This is a genomic window from Streptomyces sp. NPDC034043 (assembly GCF_055575675.1).
The window spans coordinates 360,398-386,095 of record NZ_JBVISF010000003.1 but is presented as its reverse complement, the minus strand read 5'-3'; the positions used below and the strand labels follow the sequence as shown (position 1 = coordinate 386,095).

At 70.1% G+C, this 25,698-nt stretch carries 22 protein-coding genes; 13 read left to right on the top strand and 9 right to left on the bottom strand.

From position 1 onward, the window contains the following. The first annotated feature begins 144 nt into the window (after positions 1-144). The 7 genes from ACZ51S_RS10275 (at position 145) to trxA (ending at position 9,675) form a co-directional block, all read left to right on the top strand. The gene (locus ACZ51S_RS10275) at positions 145-2,412 is read left to right on the top strand and encodes a DUF6049 family protein (protein ID WP_468801491.1); all 2,268 of its coding nucleotides are present in this window, start codon (positions 145-147) and stop codon (positions 2,410-2,412) included. Between the two features lie 46 nt (positions 2,413-2,458). Further along, positions 2,459-4,636 (top strand): murein biosynthesis integral membrane protein MurJ, encoded by a 2,178-nt coding sequence (gene murJ / locus ACZ51S_RS10270; RefSeq protein ID WP_468960464.1) that lies wholly within the window; start codon positions 2,459-2,461, stop codon positions 4,634-4,636. Between the two features lie 117 nt (positions 4,637-4,753). Then, positions 4,754-6,469, top strand: a complete 1,716-nt coding sequence (locus ACZ51S_RS10265; protein WP_468475159.1) for a serine/threonine protein kinase — start codon at positions 4,754-4,756, stop codon at positions 6,467-6,469. Positions 6,470-6,494: 25 nt separating this feature from the next. Then, on the top strand, positions 6,495-7,196 hold the full coding sequence (gene sigM / locus ACZ51S_RS10260) for an RNA polymerase sigma factor SigM (RefSeq protein ID WP_467885380.1): 702 nt from the start codon (positions 6,495-6,497) through the stop codon (positions 7,194-7,196). Continuing rightward, a complete protein-coding gene (locus ACZ51S_RS10255; protein ID WP_468960462.1) occupies positions 7,193-8,185 on the top strand; it encodes an anti-sigma factor family protein in 993 nt (330 codons plus the stop codon). The genes sigM and ACZ51S_RS10255 overlap by 4 nt, the downstream gene beginning before the upstream one ends. A 147-nt stretch (positions 8,186-8,332) precedes the next feature. Next, on the top strand, positions 8,333-9,292 hold the full coding sequence (trxB, locus tag ACZ51S_RS10250; protein ID WP_388932786.1) for a thioredoxin-disulfide reductase: 960 nt from the start codon (positions 8,333-8,335) through the stop codon (positions 9,290-9,292). Positions 9,293-9,342: 50 nt separating this feature from the next. After that, on the top strand, positions 9,343-9,675 hold the full coding sequence (gene trxA / locus ACZ51S_RS10245) for a thioredoxin (RefSeq protein ID WP_388932789.1): 333 nt from the start codon (positions 9,343-9,345) through the stop codon (positions 9,673-9,675). 97 nt (positions 9,676-9,772) lie between these two features. On the opposite strand, the gene ACZ51S_RS10240 is transcribed toward trxA, so the two are convergent. From ACZ51S_RS10240 to rpmH, 9 genes are all read right to left on the bottom strand, one after another. Continuing rightward, complete coding sequence (locus tag ACZ51S_RS10240) at positions 9,773-10,396, bottom strand: GNAT family N-acetyltransferase (protein ID WP_468475157.1); 624 nt, start codon at positions 10,394-10,396, stop codon at positions 9,773-9,775. Positions 10,397-10,481: 85 nt separating this feature from the next. Further along, positions 10,482-11,558, bottom strand: a complete 1,077-nt coding sequence (locus tag ACZ51S_RS10235) for a ParB/RepB/Spo0J family partition protein (RefSeq protein ID WP_468960460.1) — start codon at positions 11,556-11,558, stop codon at positions 10,482-10,484. Then, entirely contained in the window at positions 11,555-12,682 is a 1,128-nt protein-coding gene (locus tag ACZ51S_RS10230; RefSeq protein WP_468475155.1) for a ParA family protein, read from the bottom strand. Before ACZ51S_RS10230 ends, ACZ51S_RS10235 begins: the two co-directional genes overlap by 4 nt. A 256-nt stretch (positions 12,683-12,938) precedes the next feature. Then, positions 12,939-13,676 (bottom strand): 16S rRNA (guanine(527)-N(7))-methyltransferase RsmG, encoded by a 738-nt coding sequence (gene rsmG, locus ACZ51S_RS10225; protein ID WP_388932801.1) that lies wholly within the window; start codon positions 13,674-13,676, stop codon positions 12,939-12,941. 128 nt (positions 13,677-13,804) lie between these two features. Continuing rightward, positions 13,805-14,317 (bottom strand): Jag family protein, encoded by a 513-nt coding sequence (locus tag ACZ51S_RS10220; protein ID WP_468475154.1) that lies wholly within the window; start codon positions 14,315-14,317, stop codon positions 13,805-13,807. 14 nt (positions 14,318-14,331) lie between these two features. Next, on the bottom strand, positions 14,332-15,438 hold the full coding sequence (yidC, locus tag ACZ51S_RS10215) for a membrane protein insertase YidC (RefSeq protein ID WP_388932806.1): 1,107 nt from the start codon (positions 15,436-15,438) through the stop codon (positions 14,332-14,334). A gap of 3 nt (positions 15,439-15,441) precedes the next feature. Then, complete coding sequence (gene yidD, locus ACZ51S_RS10210) at positions 15,442-15,723, bottom strand: membrane protein insertion efficiency factor YidD (protein ID WP_468475153.1); 282 nt, start codon at positions 15,721-15,723, stop codon at positions 15,442-15,444. Then, a complete protein-coding gene (gene rnpA / locus ACZ51S_RS10205; protein ID WP_468475152.1) occupies positions 15,720-16,094 on the bottom strand; it encodes a ribonuclease P protein component in 375 nt (124 codons plus the stop codon). Before rnpA ends, yidD begins: the two co-directional genes overlap by 4 nt. A gap of 21 nt (positions 16,095-16,115) precedes the next feature. Further along, positions 16,116-16,253: a 50S ribosomal protein L34 gene (rpmH, locus tag ACZ51S_RS10200; protein ID WP_018547628.1), complete on the bottom strand. Its 138-nt coding sequence runs from the start codon at positions 16,251-16,253 to the stop codon at positions 16,116-16,118. Positions 16,254-16,611: 358 nt separating this feature from the next. On the opposite strand from rpmH, the gene dnaA reads away from it, so the two are divergent. The 6 genes from dnaA (at position 16,612) to gyrB (ending at position 25,676) form a co-directional block, all read left to right on the top strand. Continuing rightward, positions 16,612-18,411 (top strand): chromosomal replication initiator protein DnaA, encoded by a 1,800-nt coding sequence (gene dnaA / locus ACZ51S_RS10195; RefSeq protein ID WP_468475151.1) that lies wholly within the window; start codon positions 16,612-16,614, stop codon positions 18,409-18,411. 864 nt (positions 18,412-19,275) lie between these two features. Further along, entirely contained in the window at positions 19,276-20,406 is a 1,131-nt protein-coding gene (gene dnaN / locus ACZ51S_RS10190) for a DNA polymerase III subunit beta (RefSeq protein ID WP_388932817.1), read from the top strand. 191 nt (positions 20,407-20,597) lie between these two features. Beyond that, positions 20,598-21,473, top strand: a complete 876-nt coding sequence (gnd, locus tag ACZ51S_RS10185) for a phosphogluconate dehydrogenase (NAD(+)-dependent, decarboxylating) (RefSeq protein ID WP_388932821.1) — start codon at positions 20,598-20,600, stop codon at positions 21,471-21,473. Between the two features lie 55 nt (positions 21,474-21,528). Next, positions 21,529-22,665 (top strand): DNA replication/repair protein RecF, encoded by a 1,137-nt coding sequence (gene recF / locus ACZ51S_RS10180; protein ID WP_468475150.1) that lies wholly within the window; start codon positions 21,529-21,531, stop codon positions 22,663-22,665. Then, complete coding sequence (locus ACZ51S_RS10175; protein WP_468164019.1) at positions 22,662-23,189, top strand: DciA family protein; 528 nt, start codon at positions 22,662-22,664, stop codon at positions 23,187-23,189. Before recF ends, ACZ51S_RS10175 begins: the two co-directional genes overlap by 4 nt. A gap of 465 nt (positions 23,190-23,654) precedes the next feature. Beyond that, a complete protein-coding gene (gene gyrB, locus ACZ51S_RS10170) occupies positions 23,655-25,676 on the top strand; it encodes a DNA topoisomerase (ATP-hydrolyzing) subunit B (protein ID WP_388933699.1) in 2,022 nt (673 codons plus the stop codon). The last annotated feature ends 22 nt before the right edge of the window (positions 25,677-25,698 follow it).

Below are 25,698 nucleotides of genomic sequence, written 5' to 3'. Positions count from 1 at the left end.
GTTTCACCGGCACCCCGCCGAGGGCCGCCCCGAAGCGGAACCGATCATGTGGAGCAAGGCGCGGCACTCGCGCACAGCGCTCCTCGTTACCATGCGTGGACGCAGAACCGACGACCACTGACACTTCGAGGGACGGGCGAACGCGTGGCCGAGGCGGCAGAAATCCAGGGGACGGCCTCCGTCCCTGCCCGGCGCCGCTGGCTGCGGCGGGCAGTCGTCCTGCTCGGCGGGACGCCGGTGCTGGCCGCCCTGGTCTACGCCCCCGCACCGGCCGCCCAGGCGTCCGAGTCCTCGGTCGACGTCCAGCTGACGGAGGTGTCGCCGAGCGCTCCGGTCAAGAGCGACACGCTCACGATCACCGGCACCGTGGTCAACAACGGCTCGGAGACGATCAAGAACGCCCACGTGGGACTGCGGGTCGGGCCCAGGCTGGGTGACCGGTCGGCGATCGGTGAGGTGGCGGACCGCAAGGGCTTCCGGCCCGGTGTGGACCCGGGGGAGATCGACTCGGCCTTCGCCGTGAAGATCGACTCACTGACCTCCAAGGTGGGCCGGCAGTTCACTATCAAGGTGCCGGTCAACAAGCTGGAGCTGGGCGCGGACGGGGTGTACCAGCTCGGCGTCTCCCTGTCCGGGTCCACCGACGGACGCCCGCACGAGCAGGTGCTGGGCATCCAGCGGACCTTCCTGCCCTGGCAGCCGGACCCGGCCGCCAAGCGGTCCTCCCTGACCTACGTGTGGCCGCTGATCTCCACCACGCACGTCACGGCGGAGACCGGCTCGGACGAGCTCCAGACCCCCGTCTTCCTCGACGATTCCCTCGCGGAAGAGCTGCGGCCGGGCGGCCGGCTGGAGCGGATGGTCGCGCTCGGCAAGGACCTGCCGGTCACCTGGGTCATCGACCCCGACCTGCTCACCGCGGTCGACGCGATGACCAAGGGCTACCGCGTCCGCAGCCCCGACCCGAACGGCAAGCCCGTACAGGGCAGGAACAAGGCCGTCGCCGAGCAGTGGCTGAGCGCCCTGGAAACGGCCGTACAGGGCAAGAAGGTCGTCGCGCTGCCCTTCGCCGACCCCGACATCGCCTCCCTGGCCCACCGCGGCAAGGACGTCTCGGGCACGCTGGGCCAGCTGCGGCCGGCCACGGACAAGGCGAAGCAGGCCGTCGAGACGGTGCTGCACGTCACCCCGTCCACCGACTTCTCCTGGCCGGTGGACGGTGCCATCGACCCGTCGATCGTCAACGTCGCCACCTCGGCCGGCGCGCACCACGTCCTCGCCCGCAGTGACAGCCTCCAGGAGACGGGCGCCCTCGGCTACACCCCGTCGGCCGCCCGTCCCATCGGGGCGGGCACCACCGCCGTGGTGGCCGACGCGGAGCTCTCCACCGCCTTCGAGGGCGATATGGCCACCGCCGGGAACTCCACGCTCGCCGTCCAGCGCTTCCTGGCCCACAGCCTCGCCCTGAACCTGCAGAACAGCGCCGAGCAGCGCAGCTACGTGGTCGCCCCCCAGCGCCGGCCGACCGCCAGCCAGGCGGATTCGATGGCCGTCGCCCTCCGCGGGCTGCAGGCGGCCCGCTGGACCCAGCCCTCCGACCTGGAGGCGGCGGCCGCGGCCAAGCCCGACCCGGGCGCCGCGACCCAGGTACCGGGCGCGGGCGAGTACCCGGAAGCCCTCGGCAAGCAGGAGCTTCCGGTCTCCGCCTTCGAGAAGATCCGCACCACGCAGACGACCCTCGACCACTTCAAGGTCATCCTCTCGGCGCCGGACCGCGTAGAGATCCCCTTCGGCAACACCATGAACCGGGAGATGTCCACCTCCTGGCGCGGCCGCCCCGAGGAGGCCGCCGCCTACCGCGAGCAGGTCCAGTCGTACCTGGTCGGGCTGACCGACAAGGTCAAGGTAATCCCCAAGTCCAACGCCACCCTGTCCGGCCACAGCGCGACCATCCCGGTCAGCGTCCAGAACAGCCTCGTCCAGGACGTCCAGAACCTCGTACTGCGGGTGAAGTCCGCCAACCCCACCCGTCTGATGTTCGGCGACAGTGGCGAAACAGAAGAGGAAGTCACCGTTCAGGGCGGACACAGCCAGACGGTAAAGTTCACCGCCAACGCCACCGCGAGTGGTCCGGTCGAGGTCACAGCACGCCTTTTCACCAAGGACGGCGTGCCGTACGGCAAAGAACGCAAGTTCACGGTCGAGGCCACCGAGATCACTCCCACCGTCATGCTCGTCATCGCCGGCGGTGTGCTCCTCCTCGTTCTGGCGGGCATCAAGATGTACGCCAGCCGCAAGCGCGTCGCCGCGCGGGCGGCCGCGGAGGAGAGCACGCAGCCGAGTGACGAGTCCACGGACACCGGACCGCAAAGCGCTGAGGGGTCCGGCACGGGTGAGACAGTGGACCGTTGAGCGATGCCGTGGCCGGTCGGCCTGGGGACGATGAGGTGGGGTTGCGATGAACGCGCCGTACGACGGTGACCGCGCGCAGGGCACTGGCGGGCCCATGCCCTCCCAGGGCACTGCCCCGGGCGCTCCGGTGCCCGGACAGGTTCCGGCGCCCGCGCCCGCGCCGGACCACGACCCGTACGTCCAGGACGCCTACGACTACGACCCCTACCGGTCGCAGGACCTGTCGGCCCAGGACCCCGTGACCGAGGCCCTCTACGACCGGGCCTCGCACCCCCCGCCGCCGCCGGGCACCTACCAGGAGCCCGGCCCGCTCTACGCGGCCCCGCAGGCCCCCTCACACGGCCCCGACCCGCGCGTCTGGGCCCAGACCCCGCCGCCCGAGCCGGACGGCCCCTCCCGCCACCTGCCCTACGGCGACCGCGCGACGACGACGCAGTTCGTCGGAGTGGACTCGCTCGTGACCAGCGCGTCGGAGGAGGACCCCGAGACCGACGCCTTCACGCACCTCTACCGGGACCAGCAGGCGGTCCCCGGCGCCCCCGCCGAGGAGGCTCCGGTAGCGGCCCCCGCGCCGAGCAAGCCCGCGGGCAAGGCCGCCGGCCTCCTGAAGTCGAGCGCCCTGATGGCGGCCGGCACGATCGTCTCCCGCATCACCGGCTTCGCGCGCACCCTGGTGATCGCCGGCGCCATCGGCGTCGCGTCCCTCAACGACTCCTACCAGGTCGCCAACACCCTGCCGACGATGATCTACGTCCTCGTCGGCGGCGGCGCCCTCAACGCGGTCTTCATCCCCCAGCTCGTCCGGGCCATGAAGAACGACGCCGACGGCGGCGAGGCCTACGCCAACCGCCTGCTGACCCTCGTGGTGGTCCTGCTGGGCGCGGTCACCACCATCTGCGTGTTCGCGGCCCCGCTCTTCATCGGCATGATGTCGCAGAAGATCGCCGACAACCCGCAGCGCATGGACATCGCGGTGGCCTTCGCGCAGTACTGCCTGCCCACCATGTTCTTCATGGGCGTACACGTGGTCCTCGGTCAGATCCTCAACGCCCGGGGCCGGTTCGGCGCGATGATGTGGACCCCGGTCCTCAACAACATCGTGGTCATCGCCACCTTCGGCGCCTTCATCTGGGCCTTCGGCGGCTTCACCGCCACCGGGGTGTCCGAGGCGACGATCACCCCCGAGGGCGTCCGCCTGCTGGGCCTCGGCACCCTGCTCGGCCTCGTCGTCCAGTCCCTAGCGATGCTGCCCTACCTGCGCGACGCCGGCTTCAAGATGCGGCTGCGCTTCGACTGGAAGGGCCACGGCCTCGGCAAGGCCGCCGGTCTGGCCAAGTGGACGTTCTTCTTCGTCCTCGCCAACCAGCTCGGCCTGGTCGTCGTGACCCAGCTCGCCACCTGGGCCGGTGAGATCGCCGACAAGCAGGGCCACGGTGGTACCGGCATCACCGGCTACAACTACGCCCTCCTGCTCTGGCAGATGCCGCAGGCCATCATCACCGTCTCCGTCATGACGGCCGTGCTGCCCCGCATTTCGCGCTCGGCCCACGACGGCGACGCCGCAGCCGTACGCGACGACATCTCCTACGGCCTGCGCACCTCGGCCGTCGCGATCGTGCCCTGTGCCTTCGCCTTCCTCGCACTCGGCGTGCCGATGGCGACGCTGCTCTACGCCAGCACGGGCGCCGACGACGCCACCAACATCGGTTTCATCCTCATGGCCTTCGGCCTCGGCCTGATTCCGTACTCCGTGCAGTACGTGGTCCTGCGCGGCTTCTACGCCTACGAGGACACCCGGACCCCCTTCTACAACACCGTCATCGTGGCCGCCGTCAACGCGGGCGTCTCCGCCCTGGCCTTCTTCGTACTGCCGGCGCGCTGGGCCGTCGTCGGCATGGCCGCCGCCTACGGCCTGGGCTATGCCGTCGGTGTCGGCGTGGCCTGGCGCCGCCTGAAGGCCCGCCTCGGCGGAGACCTCGACGGCGCCCACGTGATGCGTACGTACACCCGTCTGATCGGCGCGTGCGTCCCGGCCGCCGCCGTGGCGGGCGCCGCCGCCTACGGGGTCACCCGGTGGCTGGGCAACGGAGCCCTCGGTTCCCTCGCCGCCCTGGTCGCGGGTGTCATCGCCCTCGGCGGCGTGTTCCTGCTCGCCGCCAAGCGGATGCGGATCGAAGAGCTCAACTCCATGGTCGGAATGGTCCGCGGACGTCTGGGGCGCTGATGCGCACAACCGTCACCCCCCTTCGTGTGTCGTGCATAGCGGCGGACTGTGGGCACAATTGGCATGGCTTCGCAGACTGGCCGACAGCGCGCAACGGATGGGGAGGCAGGGACGACGGTGGCGGAACGTAGCACGGCTGCCGTCGACGTGGCCGACAACAGCGGCGAGCAGCCGCTGGCCGCAGGTGCGGCCAAGGCCACGGCCGACGGGGTGGACGCCCAGAACGGAAAAGCCTCGGACGGACCCATGCCCGAGAAGGACGGCGAACGCAGAAGCGCGGCGCCCACGGCCGCGCCGGAACTCCACAGCGGGCACAAGCTCGCGCGGCGCTACCGCCTGGAGGAGTGCGTCACCCGTCTGGACGGGTTCAGCAGCTGGCGGGCCATGGACGAGAAGCTGCGCCGCGCGGTGGGCGTCCACCTGCTGCCCGCCGACCATCCCCGGGCCCGCAGCGTCCTGGCCGCCGCCCGTTCCTCGGCCCTGCTCGGTGACCCCCGCTTCGTCCAGGTCCTCGACGCCGTGGAGGAGAACGACCTCGTCTACGTCGTCCACGAGTGGCTGCCCGACGCCACCGAACTGACCTCCGTCCTCGCCGACGGGACCCTCGAACCCCACGAGGCGTACCAGCTGGTCAGCCAGGTCTCCCAGGCCATGGCCGCCGCCCACCGCGAGGGCCTGGCCCACCTGCGCCTGACGCCCAGCGCGATACTGCGCACCTCCTCGGGCCAGTACCGCATCCGCGGCCTCGCCGTGAACGCCGCCCTGCGCGGCATCACCAGCGACACCCCGCAGCGGGCCGACACCGAGGCCATCGGCGCCCTGCTGTACGCCGCCCTCACCCAGCGCTGGCCGTACGAGAACGACGCCTACGGCCTGCGCGGCCTGCCCAAGGGCGTCGGCCTGCTCGCCCCCGACCAGGTCCGGGCCGGCGTCCACCGGGGTCTCGGCGAGCTCGCCATGCGCGCCCTCGCCAACGACGGGGCCACCGCGTCCCGGCAGGAGCCCCCCTGCACCAGCCCGGAGGAGCTGGCCAAGGCCGTCGCCGCGATGCCCCGCATCCGCCCGCCCGAGCCCGTATTCACCGCGCCGCCGGAGTACCAGCACACCACGTACCAGCAGGGCACCTACGGCAGGCCCGTCTCCGCCGGCCTGCCCTCCACGCAGGCGGTCTCCTCCGTCCCCCCGCCGCCGTTGCAGAGCCGCACCGGCCGTGCCCTGAAGTGGGGCGTCGCCGCCCTGCTGATCGTCGCCCTGGGGCTCGGCAGCTGGCAGCTCGCCGACACCCTCCTCCGCGGCAAACCGGACGGCGGCGACAACACCCAGACCCAGCAGCAGGGCCCCAACGACACGGCCCAGAAGAAGGAGCCCGCCCCGCTCTCCATCAAGGACGCCAAGGAGTACGCGCCCGACGGCACCCCGCAGAACGCCAACAGCGTCGGCATGACGTACGACGGGGACGGTTCCAGCTACTGGCGGACCAAGAGCTTCTCCGACGGCCCCGAGTTCAAGATCAAGGACGGCGTCGGGATCGTCTACGACCTCGGCTCCGAGCAGGACGTGAGCGAAGCGTCGATAGCGCTGAAGTACCAGGGCGACCGCAACACCCTGGCCCTGTACGCCACCGACGCCCTCAGCCCCCCGGGCAAGGTCGGCTCGATGAAGAAGATCGCGGGCACGACCACCAAGAGCAACAACGTGAAGCTGACCGCTGAGAAGCCGGTCAAGACGCGCTACGTCCTCGTGTGGATCACCGCCATGCCCTACGCCCCCGACGAGGACTACAGCAAGGCCGGCTACAAGCAGGGCATCACGGACGTGAAGTTCAAGGGCTGACGCGAGGCAGGGAGGGGGCTCACCGTTGGACGATTCCGCGACCGGCGAGCGCAGCGACCAGGATCTCCTGGCCCTGCACGTCGCGGGCGATCCCGATGCCTTCGGCGAGCTCGTACGGCGCCACCGCGACCGGCTCTGGGCCGTCGCGCTGCGCACGCTCGGCGACCGCGAGGAGGCCGCCGACGCCGTCCAGGACGCCCTGGTCTCCGCCTACCGGGCCGCCCACACCTTCCGGGGCGACTCCGCCGTCACCACCTGGCTGCACCGGATCACCGTCAACGCCTGCCTCGACCGGGCCCGCAAGGCCGCCTCCCGCCGGACCGCGCCCCTCGACGACACGGACCGCCTGGAGCGGCTCCTGGAGCCCCACGAGTCCGCCGAGGCCCCCGCGGAGCGCCAGGACCTCCACCGCCAGCTGCTGGCCGCCCTGGCCACCCTCCCCGCGGAGCAGCGGGCCGCCCTCGTCCTCGTCGACATGCAGGGGTACCCCGTCGCCGAAGCCGCCCGCGTCCTCGACGTCCCCACCGGCACCGTGAAGAGCCGGTGTGCCCGCGGCCGGGCCAAACTCCTCCCGATGCTCACTCATCTGCGCGCGAATGCCGGGGATAACAGCACCTCGGAGCGGGGAAGGAACCGGACGCCGGGGACAGCCGTCCCACCTGCGGCAGACCCCAGGAATCCCCAACCGGATCCAGACGCTGTGAAGGGCGGAGGTGGACGACCGTGAGCCCCACGACCGGAACGACCGGCACTGCCGGCACGACCTGGCACCCGGAGGTCTCGGAGATCTCCGACCTCACCGAAGGGCTACTGCCCCCCTCCCGCACCGCCGAGGTGCGCAGCCATCTCGGCGGCTGCGCCCTGTGCGCCGACGTCCTCGCCTCCCTGGAGGAGATCCGGTCCCTCCTCGGCACCCTGCCGGGGCCGCCGCGCATGCCGTCCGCCATCGCCGGCCGGATCGACGCGGCCCTCGCCGCCGAGGCGCACCTCGACTCGAAGGCCTCCCGGACCGAGGCGGCCACGCCCGACCCGCATGCCGCCGACGATGTTTCACGTGAAACGGCGGAAACGGCGTCGGCGGCCGTCGGCCGCTCCGGCCGGACCGAGGCCCACCGGCCCACTGGTCACCCGTCCGGCCCAACCGGTCCCGGCCGTCGCCGCGCCCGGCGCCGTATCGCCGTCCTCAGCGGTCTGGCCGGGGCGGCCGCCTGCGCGCTCGGCGTCTTCCTCTTCACCGGGCTGGGCGGTACCGGCTCACACGACACCGCCACGCGCAACGACACCGTGAGGGCCTCCGCAGGCACCTCCACCCCGGGTGAGTACACGGCTCAGGGACTCCGCCAGAGCGTTCGGCAGCTCCTCGCCGGAGAAGCCGCGGGAAGCGCCCCCAAGACCGCGCCGGGCGAGACCGACAAGTCCCTGGGGCTGGAGGACACCTCCCCCGGCCTGGCTCCCGCCGACCGGCTCGCCTCACCGCAGTCCGAGCCGGACCGGACACCGGTCCCGCCCTGCGTCCAGCGGGGAACCGGCCGCACGGATGCCCCGGTCGCCGCTGAACGCGGCAGCTACCAGGGCACTCCCGTCTACCTCGTCGTGCTGCCCCACCCGGGCGACCCCGCCCGGGTGGACGCCTACCTCGTGCCCGCGGGCTGTGCGGACAATGCGGCGCCGACCCCGGACAAGCCCCTGCTGACCAGCACGTATCCCCGCAACTGACGGGCTCGCGGGGTGGTGACCCGCGCGTTGGGGGACTGGAGGGGACAAGCGGGGAATGTGCGCGCCGTAGGATCCGTTGGGTGGGGTGAGAGTCCGCACCGGCCCCCGGTAGGCAGCACGAAGTCCGCAGAGACGAGGAAAGAACCCGTGAGCGACGTACGAAACGTGATCATCATCGGCTCCGGGCCGGCCGGTTACACGGCCGCCCTGTACACCGCACGCGCTTCGCTCAACCCCCTGGTCTTCGAAGGTGCCGTCACCGCCGGCGGCGCACTCATGAACACGACCGAGGTCGAGAACTTCCCCGGTTTCCGGGACGGCATCATGGGTCCGGACCTCATGGACAACATGCGCGACCAGGCCGAGCGTTTCGGCGCCGAGCTCGTCCCGGACGACGTCGTCGCCGTGGACCTGACCGGTGAGATCAAGACCGTCACGGACACCGCCGGTACGGTGCACCGCGCCAAGGCCGTCATCGTCACCACCGGTTCCCAGCACCGCAAGCTCGGCCTGCCCAATGAGGACGCCCTCTCCGGACGCGGTGTCTCCTGGTGCGCCACCTGCGACGGGTTCTTCTTCAAGGACCAGGACATCGCCGTCGTCGGCGGCGGTGACACCGCGATGGAGGAGGCCACCTTCCTCTCCCGGTTCGCCAAGTCCGTCACGATCGTCCACCGCCGTGACAGCCTGCGCGCCTCCAAGACCATGCAGGACCGCGCCTTCGCCGACCCGAAGATCAAGTTTGCCTGGGACAGCGAGGTCGCCGAGATCCACGGCGAGCAGAAGCTCTCCGGCCTCACCCTGCGCAACACCAAGACCGGTGAGACCTCCGAGCTGCCCGTGACCGGCCTGTTCATCGCTGTCGGACACGACCCGCGCACCGAGCTGTTCACCGGCCAGCTCGACCTGGACGACGAGGGTTACCTCAAGGTCGACGCCCCCTCGACGCGTACCAACATCACCGGTGTCTTCGGCGCCGGTGACGTCGTGGACCACACCTACCGTCAGGCGATCACCGCGGCCGGCACCGGCTGCTCCGCCGCCCTCGACGCGGAGCGCTTCCTCGCGGCCCTCGCGGACGCCGAACCGGTGACCGCGACCGTCTGATCCCGCTCCGTCCCCACACCCCACACCCCGCAGAAGAGAAGGAGGCCGCTGTGGCCGGCACCCTCAAGAACGTGACCGACGCGGACTTCGACGAAGTCGTCCTGCGCAGCGACAAGCCCGTGCTGGTCGACTTCTGGGCCGAATGGTGCGGCCCGTGCCGCCAGATCGCGCCTTCGCTGGAGGCCATCGCCGCCGAGCACGGCGAGGAGATCGAGATCGTCAAGCTCAACATCGACCAGAACCCGGCCACGGCTGCCCGGTACGGCGTCATGTCCATCCCGACGCTGAACGTCTACAAGGGTGGCGAGGTCGCCAAGACCATCGTCGGTGCCAAGCCGAAGGCCGCCATCCTGCGTGACCTCGAGGACTTCATCCAGGCCTGACGGCCCAGGAGACCCACCCAGCGGTAGCGGGGGGTTTCACGTGAAACGGGGCCGCCCCTCCAGGGGCGGCCCCGTTCCGCGTTTTCCACCCGCCTGCTCACAGTGGGCGCAGCGCCGGTTCCTTGCGGGCCCGGGCTCCGCCCAACAGGCGGTCCAGGGCCAGCTCGACGTCTTCCTTCCACGACAGAGTCGTGCGCAGCTCCAACCTCAGCCGGGGGTGCGCCGGGTGGGGACGTACGGTCTTGAACCCAACCGACAGCAGATGGTCGGCCGGCAGCAGACAGGCGGGCCCCTCCCACCGCGCTTCCCCGAACGCCTCGATAGCCTTGAAGCCGCGCCGCAGCAGGTCCTTCGCGACCGTCTGGACCATCACCCGCCCCAGGCCCTGCCCCTGATACCCCGGCATGATCCAGCCGGTGATCAGCTGTACGGCATCCGGAGACACCGGGCTCGTCGGGAAGGATGCGGCCCTCGGCACATAGGCGGGCGGGGCGTACAGCACGAACCCCACCGGGACCTCGTCCACGTAGACCACCCGGCCACAGGATCCCCAGTCCAGGAGGACGGCGGAGATCCAGGCCTCCTTCTCCAGCTCGGGAGTGCCCGCCTTCACCGCGGCCTCGCCGGTGACGGGATCCAGCTCCCAGAACACGCAGCTCCGGCAACGCTTGGGCAGGTCCTGGAGGTTGTCCAGCGTGAGCGGTACCAGCCGACGACCCATGACCACATCGTAAGCACTGCCCCCTGCTTCTTCGAGTGTGGACATCTCGAGGAAGCAGGGGGCAGCGAGGGGAACGAGCCGGGTACTACTCCCCGGAGAGGCCCTGTTCGAGAACGCGGCCCTCACCCGGTGCCAGGGTCCCCAGGATCCGCTCCAGATCCTCCATCGACGCGAACTCGACGGTGATCTTGCCCTTCTTCTGGCCCAGGTCCACCTTCACGCGGGTCTCGAACCGGTCCGACAGACGCGTGGCCAGCTCGCTCAGCGCCGGAGACACCCGAGTCCCGGCCCGCGGGCCCTTGGGCTTCACGGCGCTCGACGGCTCCGAACCCATCAGCTGCACGATCTCCTCGACCGAACGCACCGACAGGCCCTCGGCCACGATCCGCTGGGCGAGACGATCCTGCTCCTCCGAGTCCTCCACCGACAGCAGCGCCCGCGCGTGCCCGGCAGACAGCACTCCCGCGGCCACCCGGCTCTGCACCTTGGGCGAGAGCTTCAGCAGCCGCAGGGTGTTCGAGACCTGCGGACGCGAACGTCCGATCCGGTCCGCCAGCTGGTCGTGGGTGCAGTTGAACTCCCGGAGGAGCTGGTCGTACGCGGCAGCCTCCTCCAACGGGTTCAGCTGGACCCGGTGCAGGTTTTCCAGAAGGGCGTCCAGCAGGAGCCTGTCGTCGTCCGTCGCCCGGATGATCGCGGGGATGCGATCCATTCCGGCCTGACCGCAGGCCCGGAAGCGCCGCTCGCCCATGATCAGCTCATAGCGCCCGGGCTCCGTCTCCCGGACCACCACGGGCTGGAGCAGGCCCACCGTCTGGATGGAGGAGACCATCTCCTCCATGGCCTCCTCGTCCAGCTGCTCCATGTTGCGCGGCTGGCACGGGTTCGGCGAGATCGCGTCCAGCGGAAGCGCGGCGAATCGCGCCCCCGGCACTCCCTCGACCGTCGGCTGCGGAGCCTCCTCTTCGGCCCGGAGCGGTGTTTCACGTGAAACATCCGCCTGCACCAGCGCGGCGAGCTTCGCCGCGGCGATCCCCCGCTCCGACGGCAGCACCGGCAGTGCCGACGGAGACGTCGACCCCGCGCCCATCACCGGCTCCTGAGGAGCGGCCGGGATCAGCGCGCCGAGCCCCCGCCCCAGACCCCTACGTCGCTCGCTCACTGGATCCCCTCCGCCACACTCTGCGTGCTGTTCATGCCCGCGCCCACATGGGCGTGCTGGGCGTCGTAATGGATTCCGGCTCCCCGCAGCGCCATCTCCCGCGCCGCTTCCAGGTAGGAAAGGGCGCCGCTGGAGCCCGGGTCGTACGTGAGGACCGTCTGCCCGTAGCTCGGAGCCTCCGAGATCCGCACCGACCGCGGGATGCTGGTGCGCAGCACCTCCTTGCCGAAGTGGGTGCGCACCTCGTCCGCCACCTGCGAGGCCAGTCGCGTCCTGCCGTCGTACATCGTGAGCAGGATCGTCGACACGTGCAGGCCCGGGTTCAGGTGGGCGCGCACCAGGTCGACATTGCGCAGCAGCTGTCCCAGGCCCTCCAGTGCGTAGTACTCGCACTGGATCGGGATCAGCACCTCCGCCCCGGCCACCATGGCGTTCACCGTCAGCAGGCCCAGGGAGGGCGGGCAGTCGATGAGGATGTAGTCGAGGGGCTGCTCGTACGCCTGGATCGCCCGCTGGAGCCGGCTCTCACGGGCCACCAGCGACACCAGCTCGATCTCCGCGCCCGCGAGGTCGATCGTGGCGGGGGCACAGAACAGCCCCTCCACGTCCACCACCGGCTGGACGACCTCCAGCAGGGGCCGGCTGTCCACGAGCACGTCGTAGATGGACGGCACCTCGGCGTGGTGGTCGATACCCAGGGCGGTGGAGGCGTTCCCCTGCGGGTCGAGGTCGATGACCAGGACCCGGGCACCGTGCAGGGCCAGGGAGGCCGCCAGGTTCACGGTCGTCGTGGTCTTGCCGACGCCGCCCTTCTGGTTGGCCACGACCATGATCCGGGTCTGCGCCGGCCGCGGTAGGGCGGCACCGGTGCGCCCGATGGCCTCGATCGCCTGCTGGGCGGCACGGCCGATCGGGGTGTCCTCCATGTCGTCGTTGTCCACGAGGGACGGGGAGGACGTGTCTCCCCCGGCTACCGCTGAGGGTGCTCCCAGTGGAACACCCTCACCAGGCGATTCAGAGCGGGGACCGGGGACCGGATCGGCCATCGGCCCCGCGAGGTTGGCGTCGGACCGCACGGTGTCACTCTCCTCGGCAGCGGGCTCGCGATGAACAGAGCCTGCCATGCCACCCGGGTCGCGAACCAGCGGGGCCCGTTCTCCTGTGGATGAATCCACCGTTGTGGACAACTCCGTCACCCCCGCGTCCTTAGGGTCGCGGGGGGCCGCAGCAGCACGGCCGCGGCTGATGATTCCGTGCAGCAGAGAGCGACGTTTCACGTGAAACACGATGCCCGGACGGAGTCTTCAGCCCGCTACGACACTCCGAAATCCATACCTATAGGGCCCAACCCACCCCGAACGACACCACCGGCGCCCCGGATCACCGACGCCTGCGCGTCCGTCCCACCCGCGCGGCCTTAGCCCGCTTGGCCGCGAACCTCACTCCGCCGGGGCTTTCTCCGACCTCCACCCGGACCACCGTGGACAGGGGGTCGACGACGCCCTCGCCCACGTGGAGCACCGAGGTCTTCACCACACCGAGCTTGGTCAGCGCGACCTTCGCCGCGACCAGCTCCTCCTCGGCGGTGTCTCCCTTCAGCGCCAGCATCTCCCCGTAAGGACGCAGCAGGGGCACGCCCCATCCCGCGAGCCGGTCCAGCGGGGCCACGGCACGGGCCGTCACCACGTGCACCGGCTGGAGCTTGCCGAGCATTTCCTCGGCCCGGCCGCGCACCACGGTGACGTGGTCCAGCCCGAGCAGCTCCACGGCCTCCTGGAGGAAGGTCGTCCGGCGCAGCAGGGGTTCCAGGAGAGTGATCTTCAGGTCCCGCCGCACCAGGGCGAGCGGGATACCGGGCAGGCCGGCACCCGAGCCCACGTCGCACACCGTGACGCCCTCGGGCACCACCTCGGACAGCACCGCGCAGTTCAGCAGGTGCCGCTCCCACAACCGGGGAACCTCACGCGGCCCGATCAGGCCCCGCTTGACCCCCGCGTCCGCCAGCAGCTCCGCGTACCGCACAGCTTCCGGGAAAAACTCACCGAACACCGCGCGCGCCTGTTCGGGCGCCGGGGGCGCCTCTTCAGGCGCTGCGGGAAGCTCCGCTGCCTCCGTCACGGGGACCGTCCTTCCGTACAGAACCGCTCACGCCAGAACCGTGTCGTTCAACCGTGCCGTTCAACTGCCAGGCTTACAAACTTCGGCCCCGCCTGCGACACAGGCGGGGCCGACGCACAACATTCCGGTCAGGCCGGGAGCACAACGACGAAGCGCTGCGGCTCCTCGCCCTCGGACTCGCTCTTCAGACCGGCGGCCGCCACGGCGTCGTGGACGACCTTGCGTTCGAAGGGGGTCATGGGGGCCAGCTTCAGCGCCTCGCCCGAGGCCTTCACGTCCGCGGCGGCCTGGGCGCCCAGCGCCGCCAGCTCCTCGCGCTTCTTCGCCCGGAAGCCAGCGATGTCCAGCATCAGCCGGCTGCGGTCGCCGGTCTCCCGGTGCACGGCGAGACGGGTCAGCTCCTGGAGGGCCTCCAGGACCTCGCCCTCGCGGCCCACGAGCTTCAGCAGGTCACGGCTGGAGGAATCGCTGACGATCGACACCGCGGCGCGGTCGGCCTCGACGTCCATGTCGATGTCGCCGTCCAGGTCGGCGATGTCCAGCAGACCCTCAAGGTAGTCGGCCGCGATCTCACCCTCCTGCTCGAGGCGGGTCAGGGTGTCGCCACTCTCAGCGGCGGCGGTGGTGGTGCCTTCCGTCACGGGAGGGACTCCTTCTACTTCTTGGAGGGCTTGCTGGGGGGCGTCTGACGCTTCGACTTCGGCTGCCGCTTCGGCTGCTGCCGCTTGGTGGCGACACCGCCGCTCGCCGCGTCCGAGTCGGCCGTGGCCTCAGAACTCTTGATGACGGAACCGTCCGGCTGCGCGGCCATGCCCTGCTTCGTCAGCGCGGTGATGAACTTCCGCTCGTTGTCGTTGCGGTCCGGGCCCTTGGCCACGATCGCCGCCACGACCTTCTTCTTGCCCCGGCCCTTGACGTTGCCGTGGGTGCTGACGTGCTTCAGCAGGCGGGTCAGGTACTGGTCCTGGGCCTTGCTGCCCGGCGTCGGGTTCTGGTTGATCACGTACATCTGCTGGCCCATGGTCCACACGTTGGTGGTCAGCCAGTAGACGAGGACACCGACAGGGAAGTTGATGCCCATCACGGCGAAGATCACCGGGAAGATGTACATGAGCATCTTCTGCTGCTGCATGAAGGGCGTCTTGACCGAGAGGTCGACGTTCTTCTGCATCAGCTGGCGCTGCGTGTAGAACTGCGACAGCGACATCAGGATGATCATGATGGCGGTCACGATGCGCACGTCGGTGATCGAGGCGTTCAGGCCCGCGACCTTGTCGGCGGAGTCCGTGAACTTCGCGGCCAGCGGGGCACCGAAGATGTGGGCCTGCCGGGCGCTCTCCAGCAGCGACTGGTTGATGACACCGACGGTCTTGCCGTTGGCGATGCTCGCGAGCACGTGGTAGAGCGCGAAGAAGAACGGGGACTGCGCCAGGATGGGAAGGCACGAGGAGAGCGGGTTGGTACCCGTCTCCTTGTACAGCTTCATCATCTCTTCGGACTGACGCTGCTTGTCGTTCTTGTAGCGATCCTGGATCGCCTTCATCTTCGGCTGGAGCGCCTGCATGCCCCGCGTCGCCTTGATCTGCTTCACGAAGAGCGGGATCAGGCAGATACGGATCAGGACCACCAGGGACACGATGGACAGGCCCCAGGCCCATCCACTGTCCGCACCGAAGACCGCCCCGTACAGCTTGTGGAACTGGACGATGATCCACGACACGGGTGTGGTGATAAAGCTGAACAGACTGGCAATCGTGTCCACTAATCAGGCTCCTTGAGCATTGCGAGATCTACGCAACGCACTGCGCAGCTGCTCGTGCCAACGCGGGCGTTTCCGGGGTGGGACATGATCCACACCGCCCGGGGACCACGGATTGCACCGCAGGATCCGCCAGGCGGTCAGAGCCGTCCCCTTCACCGCACCATGCCGGTCGATGGCCGCGAACCCGTAGTGCGAACACGACGGGTAATAGCGGCACACCGGCCCGAGCAGCGGACTGATCGTCCACTGGTACAGCTTGATCAAAGCGAGCAGCGGGTACTTCATCGAGCCACGCCTCCCAGCAGCCGCGCCAAGGCGGCGTCCAGGTCGCGGGCCAGCTCGTCGACGCCGGCGTCAGCGGCTCCGGGCAGGGCCCGCACCACCACCAGGCTACCGGGGGGCAGCTGAGGCAGCCGATCACGCATGAGATGGCGGAGCCGGCGCTTGACCCGGTTGCGGACGACGGCGATGCCGACAGCCTTGCTGACGACGAAACCCGCACGCGGCGAGGGATCTGCATCCCCCGGCTCGTGCGGGTCCGTGGCACCGCTTGTACGTAGGTGGACGACGAGGAACGGGCGACCGGCCCGGCGTCCTCGACGCACCGCGCTCGCGAAGTCCTCGCGCCGCCTCAGCCGATTCTCGGGAGACAGCACGACGTCACGACCTGCGCGTTGTTACGCGGAAAGGGCGGCGCGGCCCTTGCTGCGACGGTTCGCGAGGATCGCGCGACCGGCACGGGTACGCATCCGCAGGCGGAAGCCGTGGGTCTTGGCACGACGGCGGTTGTTCGGCTGGAAGGTGCGCTTGCTCACTCGGGGGCTCCAGAGAATGAATCGTGTGTGGCGGTACATCGCCTGGCTGTCACCGTGCGCCCACGAGGAACTCGCGTGTTCGCCCGAGTGGACACCGCTAAACGATCACAAAGCGTGATCTTCGCCCATCGGTAGGCAGGCGGCAGCAGCCATCGACAACTCGACCTCGTTACGGTACGCGCGGCTACGCCATCCGGTCAAACCGAGCGCCCCTGCCCCACACTGTGCACAGGCTGTGGACAACGACTTGAACCCTACCCACCGGCCTGACTACCGTTGACTGATCCCGGATTTTTTGTCCCGACCGTCCCAAAGAACCACACATTCGTGGGACGGGACCTGTGAGAGAGCGTGCTCTGTGGCTGACGTACCTGCCGATCTTGCCGCAGTGTGGCCACGCGTGCTCGAGAAGCTGCTCGGGGAGGGCCAGCAGGGGATCGAGCCCAAGGACAAGCAGTGGGTGGAACGATGCCAGCCGCTGGCCCTCGTCGCCGACACCGCCCTGCTCGCCGTTCCCAATGAATGGGGCAAGCGCGTCCTCGAGGGCCGCCTCGCCCCCCTCATCAGCGACGCCCTGAGCCGGGAGTGCGGCCGCCCGATCCGCATCGCCATCACGGTCGACGACTCCGCGGGCGAGCCCGCCCCGCCGGCCCCGCCCGCCTCCTCCCCGCGCGAGGGCTACGAGCCGTACGGCGGCCAGCGCCCCGGCGCCGGCCCCGGCGAGGACCTGCCCGCCGCCCGCCCCGCCTACCCGGACTACCAGCAGCCGCGTCCGGAGCCCGGCTCCTGGCCCCGCGGCGGCCAGGACGAGTACGGCTGGCAGCAGCAGCGCCTGGGCGGCTTCCCCGAGCGCGACCCGTACGCCTCCCCGCAGCCCGGCTACCTCCAGCAGCCCGATCAGGGCGGCTACGACCAGGGCGGCTACGAGGGGCAGAAGTACGACTCCCAGAAGTACGAATCCCAGAAGTACGACCCGCAGAAGTACGAGCAGCCCTCGTACGAATCCCAGCCGTACGAGCCCCAGGGCTACGAGCAGTCGCCCCCGCGCTCCGCGCCCGGCCGGCCCACCCCCGCGCCGCCGCCGTCCGCGCCCTCCGGCGGCTCCACCTCGGGCCCGCTGGAGCCGACTGCCCGGCTGAACCCGAAGTACCTCTTCGACACCTTCGTCATCGGCGCCTCCAACCGCTTCGCGCACGCGGCCGCCGTGGCCGTGGCCGAGGCGCCGGCGAAGGCGTACAACCCGCTGTTCATCTACGGGGAGTCGGGCCTCGGCAAGACGCACCTGCTGCACGCCATCGGGCACTACGCGCGGAGTCTCTACCCCGGCACCCGCGTGCGGTACGTGAGCTCGGAGGAGTTCACCAACGAGTTCATCAACTCCATCCGCGACGGCAAGGGCGACGCCTTCCGCAAGCGGTACCGCGAGATGGACATCCTGCTGGTCGACGACATCCAGTTCCTCGCGAGCAAGGAGTCGACCCAGGAGGAGTTCTTCCACACCTTCAACACGCTCCACAACGCGAACAAGCAGATCGTCCTGTCCTCGGACCGGCCGCCCAAGCAGCTCGTCACGCTGGAGGACCGGCTCCGCAACCGCTTCGAGTGGGGCCTGATCACGGACGTCCAGCCGCCCGAGCTGGAGACCCGGATCGCGATCCTGCGCAAGAAGGCCGTCCAGGAGCAGCTCAACGCCCCGCCGGAGGTGCTGGAGTTCATCGCCTCCCGCATCTCGCGCAACATCCGCGAGCTGGAGGGGGCGCTGATCCGCGTCACCGCCTTCGCGAGCCTCAACCGGCAGCCGGTGGACCTCGGGCTCACGGAGGACGTCCTCAAGAACCTGATCCCTGGCGGCGAGGACAGCGCCCCCGAGATCACCGCCTCCGACATCATGGCGGCCACCGCCGACTACTTCGGGCTGACCGTGGACGACCTGTGCGGGTCCTCCCGCAGCCGCGTCCTGGTCACCGCCCGGCAGATCGCCATGTACCTCTGCAGGGAGCTGACCGACCTGTCGCTGCCCAAGATCGGGGCCCAGTTCGGCGGCAGGGACCACACCACCGTCATGCACGCGGACCGCAAGATCCGCGCCCTGATGGCGGAACGGCGCTCCATCTACAACCAGGTCACGGAGCTCACGAACCGCATCAAGAACGGCTGACGCGGGCCCCGCGGGGGCCTGCTGGCGGCCCCTCAAACCTCACGACAGGGCGCTTCCGGCTCGAACCGGGGGCGCCCTTCCTCATCCGTGCGCCCTTGCTCTGTTCGAATGCGCCCCCAGGAGGGACCGTCATCCACAGATTCCCGGGTTTTCTTCCGTCCACAGGCTGAGGACAGTCCCCGTCGCCCACAATCTGTCCACAGGGGTGCGGGCTGAGACCCCATCAGGGCAGGTCAGATGCCTGTGGAATTGTGAGCAAGCGTCATCCACAGCCTGTGGACAGAAAAACCATCCACAGGCTCATCCACTCCTCTGTCCACCGCCGACCCACAGGTTCCCGCATCCTGTGCACAGGTTCCCGGCGGTTCTCCACACCGTTGTCCACTGTTCGGCAACGCCACACCCGAGCTCACCGCCCCGAGTGAAAGCGGTCACACGGATGTCGACGTTTGCTCTGTGGACCTCTGGGGAAAAGCTGGGGACACACCTGTGGAGTAGTGGGGGTCTCCTGGGGACGGCCTGTGCAGAACTTTCCGTTCTCCACAGAGACACCGGGTTGTCCACCGGTCCCGCCCACAGGGTGTGGGGATAAAAAAGGCGGGCTGACCTGCGAGAACGGGCTTATCCACCGTTTCCACAGGCCCTACTACTACCCCCATGGAGAGTTAGGCCGGTTTCGGTTTTCAAGCAGGGCCTGTGCACAACTCGCCGCTCGGCCGCCCCGCCTCCTCGCTCCCGACTTGACCGCCAGCCGCGACGGCTGTCGGCGCCGTACGTCAGACTGGTCCCCGGCATCGGTCGAGGCATCGACGAGCCGACGACGAAGGCCGGCAGACGAGCGAGCAACAGCAGGAGGCGGTTCCGGTGAAGATCCGGGTGGAGCGCGACGTACTCGCGGAGGCGGTGGCCTGGGCTGCACGCAGCCTCCCGGCCCGGCCGCCGGTGCCCGTACTCGCGGGCCTGCTGCTGAAGGCCGAGGACGGCACCCTGTCCCTCTCCGGCTTCGACTACGAGGTCTCGGCCCGCGTCTCCGTCGAGGCGGACGTGGAGGAAGACGGCACCGTCCTCGTCTCCGGCCGGCTGCTCGCCGACATCTGCCGCGCCCTCCCCAACCGCCCGGTGGAGATTTCCACAGACGGTGTACGGGCGACCGTGGTCTGCGGCTCCTCCCGGTTCACACTCCACACCCTGCCTGTGGAGGAGTACCCGGCGCTGCCGCAGATGCCGACCGCGACCGGCACCGTGCCCGGCGAGGTCTTCGCCTCCGCCGCCGCCCAGGTGGCCATCGCCGCCGGCCGCGACGACACGCTGCCCGTGCTGACCGGTGTCCGCATCGAGATCGAGGGCGACCGCGTCACCCTGGCCTCCACCGACCGCTACCGCTTCGCGGTCCGCGAGTTCCTGTGGAAGCCGGAGAACCCGGACGCCTCCGCCGTGGCCCTGGTGCCCGCCAAGACCCTCCTCGACACGGCCAAGTCCCTGACCAGCGGTGACACCGTCACCCTGGCGCTCTCCGGCTCCGGCCAGGGCGAGGGCCTCATCGGCTTCGAGGGCGCGGGCCGCCGCACGACCACCCGCCTGCTCGAGGGCGACCTGCCGAAGTACCGCACCCTCTTCCCGACGGAGTTCAACTCCGTCGCCGTGATCGAGACCGCGCCGTTCGTCGAGGCCGTCAAGCGCGTGGCCCTGGTCGCCGAGCGCAACACCCCGGTCCGCCTCAGCTTCGAGCAGGGCGTGCTGATCCTGGAAGCCGGTTCCAGCGACGATGCACAGGCTGTGGAGCGAGTCGACGCGAACCTCGAGGGCGACGACATCTCGATCGCCTTCAACCCCACCTTCCTGCTGGACGGCCTGAGCGCGATCGACTCGCCCGCCGCGCAGCTCAGCTTCACCACGTCGACCAAGCCCGCCCTGCTCAGCGGCCGGCCCGCGGTGGACGCGGAGGCCGACGAGGCCTACAAGTACCTGATCATGCCGGTCCGCCTCTCCGGCTGACCGCTCCGCCGCACGCCGGCGCCGGGCCCGGTCTCGCAGCCGCGAGTGCCGGGCCCGGCGCCGTCCGGAGCGGCCCGTCGCCACGGCCCGGCGTAGGCTCGGATCCGGCGGGCGGCCCGGAAAGGCCACCGGAGACCACCGGTGCCGGGAAGCCCCGTACAGACGGCCCCAACGCTTAAGGAACCCACCTGATGGAGCTCGGTCTCGTCGGTCTCGGCAAGATGGGCGGCAACATGCGCGAGCGCATCCGCCGCGCAGGCCACACCGTCATCGGATACGACCGCAACCCGGACCTCGCCGATGTCCACAGCCTCCGGGAGCTTGTGGACGGCCTGCAGGCCCCCCGCGTCGTGTGGGTGATGGTCCCGGCAGGAGCGGCCACGCAGTCCACCGTCGACGAGCTGGCCGAGCTGCTCTCCCCCGGCGACATCGTCGTCGACGGCGGCAACTCGCGCTGGACCGACGACGAGAAGCACGCCGAGGAGCTGAAGGCCAAGGGCATCGGCTTCGTCGACTGCGGCGTCTCCGGTGGTGTGTGGGGCCTGGAGAACGGCTACGCGCTGATGTACGGCGGCGACGAGAAGCACGTCGCCGCGGTCCAGCCGATCTTCGACGCCCTCAAGCCCGAGGGTGACTTCGGCGCCGTGCACGCCGGCAAGGTCGGCGCCGGCCACTTCGCGAAGATGGTCCACAACGGCATCGAGTACGCCATGATGCAGGCCTACGCCGAGGGCTGGGAGCTCCTGGAGAAGGTCGACTCGGTCACCGACGTCCGCGAGGTGTTCCGGTCCTGGCAGGAGGGCACGGTCATCCGCTCCTGGCTGCTGGACCTCGCCGTCAACGCGCTGGACGAGGACGAGCACCTGGACGGGCTGAAGGGCTTCGCCCAGGACTCGGGCGAGGGCCGCTGGACCGTCGAGGCGGCCATCGACAACGCGGTCCCGCTGCCGGCGATCACCGCCTCGCTGTTCGCCCGGTTCGCGTCCCGCCAGGACGACTCGCCGCAGATGAAGATGATCGCCGCGCTGCGCAACCAGTTCGGCGGCCACGCGGTCGAGAAGAAGTAGCAGCACCCAGCACCACAGAGCACAGCAGCAGGAAGCCGGGGGAGGTCGGCGCCGTATGCATGTTTCGCATCTCTCATTGGCCGACTTCCGCTCGTACGCCCGGGCCGAGGTACCCCTCGCCCCGGGCGTCACGGCTTTCGTGGGCCCCAACGGCCAGGGCAAGACGAACCTGGTCGAGGCCATCGGCTACCTCGCCACCCTGGGCAGCCACCGGGTCTCCTCCGACGCCCCGCTCGTGCGGATGGGCGCCGACCGGGCGATCATCCGGGCCGCCGTCACCCAGGGCGAACGCCAGCAGCTGGTCGAGCTCGAACTGAACCCGGGCCGCGCCAACCGCGCCCGCATCAACCGGTCCTCCCAGGTCAGGCCCCGCGACGTGCTGGGCATCGTGCGCACCGTGCTGTTCGCCCCGGAGGACCTCGCCCTCGTCAAGGGCGATCCCGGGGAGCGGCGCCGCTTCCTCGACGAGCTCGTGACGGCCCGCTCGCCCCGGATGGCGGCCGTCCGCTCCGACTACGAGCGGGTGCTCAAGCAGCGCAACACCCTCCTGAAGTCCGCCGCGATGGCCCGCCGGCACGGCGGCCGCTCCATGGACCTCTCCACCCTCGACGTCTGGGACCAGCACCTCGCGCGCGCGGGCGCCGAGCTGCTCGCCCAGCGCCTCGACCTGATCGCCACCCTGCTGCCGCTCGCCGACAAGGCGTACGAGCAGCTCGCGCCCGGTGGCGGCCCGCTCGGGCTCGCGTACAAGTCCTCGGCCGGCGAGCCGGTCGACACCGGCGCGGCGCGGACCCGCGAGGAGCTCTACGAGGTGCTGCTCGCCACCCTGTCAGAGGTCCGCAAGCAGGAGATCGAGCGCGGGGTGACCCTGGCCGGCCCGCACCGGGACGACCTCGTGCTGCGCCTGGGAGAACTGCCCGCGAAGGGGTACGCCAGCCACGGCGAGTCCTGGTCGTACGCCCTGGCCCTGCGCCTGGCCTCGTACGAGCTGCTGCGCTCGGAGGGGGCGGAGCCGGTGCTGATCCTGGACGACGTCTTCGCGGAACTGGACGCGCGCCGCCGCGAGCGGCTCGCGGAGCTGGTGGCGGGCGGCGAGCAGGTGCTGGTGACGGCGGCGGTGGACGATGACGTTCCGGGCGTGCTGACGGGCATGCGCTTCGGGGTGTCCGGCGGTGAGGTGACCCGGCTGTGAACGAGGCGGAGCGGCACGAACGCAAGACCCCGGAGCCGTCCGGGGTGGATCTGGCCCGCCAGGCCCTCGCGGCCGCGCGCGAGCAGGCCCGCGCGCGGGGCAACGCGGTGAGCGGGCGGGGACGCCGGCAGCAGCCGGGGCTGCGCTCGGGCGCCCGGGCCGACGGCCGGGACCCGATGCCGCTGATGGCGGCGCTGGACCGGCTGCGCACGGAGCGGGGCTGGGAGATGCCGATCGCCGTGGCTGGGGTGATGGAGCGCTGGGCGGAGATCGTCGGGCCGGAAATCGCAGCGCACTGTGAACCGGAGCGCTACGAGGAGCGTGAACTCCTCGTACGGTGCGATTCCTCGGCCTGGGCCGCGCAGCTCAAGCTGCTGGCCCCGCAGCTGGTGGCGCGGCTGAACGCGGACCTCGGCCAGGGCACGGTCCGGCTGATCAAGGTGCAGGGCCCCGGCGGCCGTCCCAAGCGGTACGGGCCGTGGCGCGCCCCGGGCAGCAGCGGGCCGGGCGACACCTACGGCTGAGCGGGCCCGCGCCCTGCCGTCGGCCGGGTGCGGCGGCCGACGTCGGCCGCGTACGGGCCCGAGGCGGTCCCGGCCGGCCGGCGACGGGCCCGCGCACGCCCGCACAACGGCTTGCCGGGGGCTTGCGCGGAGCCCCGCTGCGGCCTGGCGGAGCCCCGTGCGGCGGCCCGGGCGGAGCCTGTCGGCGGGGGCGGCGCGGGTGGTGTCCCTCACGGTAGTGGAAGGTTGACAGCCCGAAGCGCTGGATGCCCGTGTGAGCCTCTTTGAGCCCCTGCCCGGATATGGGGAGTCGGAAGGTGGAGGTTCAGGGCGGCACATGCGGACTCAGGTACCGGCAAACCCCCATTCATGTCAGTGGTACCGGTAGACTGGAGTAAATCCCGCCCGTTCGCGGGATCACGCATACAACGCAGATCGACGCGGCCGCTCCGCCGGTGCACCAGCTGGTCCGGAGTACGGGCTGCGCTGTGCCAGAAAGGGCGCTTCGTGGCCGATTCCGGCGACTCCAACGAGAAGAATTACGACGCCAGTGCGATCCAGGTCCTCGAGGGCCTGGACGCGGTCCGCAAGCGGCCGGGTATGTACATCGGCTCGACCGGTGAGCGCGGTCTGCACCACCTCGTCTACGAGGTCGTCGACAACTCGGTCGACGAGGCGCTGGCGGGCCACGCGGACACCATCGACGTGACGATCCTCGCCGACGGCGGGGTGCGCGTGATCGACAACGGCCGCGGCATCCCGGTCGGCATCGTGCCGTCCGAGGGGAAGCCGGCCGTCGAGGTCGTCCTGACGGTCCTGCACGCGGGCGGCAAGTTCGGCGGCGGCGGCTACGCCGTCTCCGGCGGTCTGCACGGCGTCGGCGTCTCCGTCGTGAACGCCCTGTCGACCAAGGTCGCGGTCGAGGTCAAGACGGACGGCTACCGCTGGACCCAGGACTACAAGCTGGGCGTGCCGACGGCCCCGCTGGCCAGGAACGAGGAGACCGACGAGCACGGCACGTCGGTGACGTTCTGGGCCGACGGCGACATCTTCGAGACCACCGAGTACTCCTTCGAGACGCTGTCGCGGCGCTTCCAGGAGATGGCCTTCCTCAACAAGGGCCTGACCCTGACGCTGACCGACGAGCGCGAGTCGGCGAAGGCCACGGCGGGCGCCGACGACCCGGAAGCGGACGCGGCCGAGCCCCAGGCGCGCACGGTGAAGTACCACTACGAGGGCGGCATCGTCGACTTCGTGAAGTACCTCAACTCGCGCAAGGGCGAGCTGATCCACCCGACCGTCATCGACATCGAGGCCGAGGACAAGGAGCGGATGCTCTCGGTCGAGATCGCGATGCAGTGGAACTCGCAGTACACGGAGGGTGTGTACTCCTTCGCGAACACGATCCACACGCACGAGGGCGGTACGCACGAGGAGGGCTTCCGCGCGGCGCTGACGGGCCTGGTCAACCGGTACGCGCGCGACAAGAAGCTGCTGCGCGAGAAGGACGACAACCTCGCGGGCGAAGACATCCGCGAGGGTCTGACGGCGATCATCTCCGTCAAGCTGGGCGAGCCCCAGTTCGAGGGCCAGACGAAGACCAAGCTGGGCAACACGGAGGCCAAGACCTTCGTGCAGAAGGTCGTCCACGAGCACCTGAACGACTGGTTCGACCGCAACCCGGTCGAGGCCGCGGACATCGTCCGCAAGTCGATCCAGGCGGCCACGGCGCGCGTCGCGGCCCGCAAGGCCCGCGACCTGACGCGCCGCAAGGGGCTGCTGGAGAGCGCCTCGCTGCCGGGCAAGCTGTCCGACTGCCAGTCGAACGACCCGACCAAGTGCGAGATCTTCATCGTCGAGGGTGACTCCGCCGGCGGCAGCGCGAAGTCCGGCCGCAACCCGATGTACCAGGCGATCCTGCCCATCCGCGGCAAGATCCTGAACGTCGAGAAGGCCCGGATCGACAAGATCCTCCAGAACACCGAGGTCCAGGCGCTGATCAGTGCCTTCGGCACGGGTGTGCACGAGGACTTCGACATCGAGAAGCTCCGCTATCACAAGATCATCCTGATGGCGGACGCCGACGTCGACGGCCAGCACATCAACACCCTGCTGCTGACCTTCCTGTTCCGCTTCATGCGGCCGCTGGTCGAGGCGGGTCACGTGTACCTGTCCCGCCCACCGCTGTACAAGATCAAGTGGGGCCGCGACGACTTCGAGTACGCGTACTCGGACCGTGAGCGCGACGCCCTGGTCGAGCTCGGCAAGCAGAACGGCAAGCGGATCCGGGAGGACTCGATCCAGCGCTTCAAGGGTCTGGGCGAGATGAACGCCGAGGAGCTGCGCGTCACCACCATGGACGTGGACCACCGCGTGCTCGGCCAGGTCACCCTGGACGACGCGGCGCAGGCCGACGACCTGTTCTCGGTGCTGATGGGTGAGGACGTCGAGGCGCGGCGCTCCTTCATCCAGCGCAACGCCAAGGACGTTCGCTTCCTCGACATCTGAGTCGGCTCAGCTGACCGCCTGA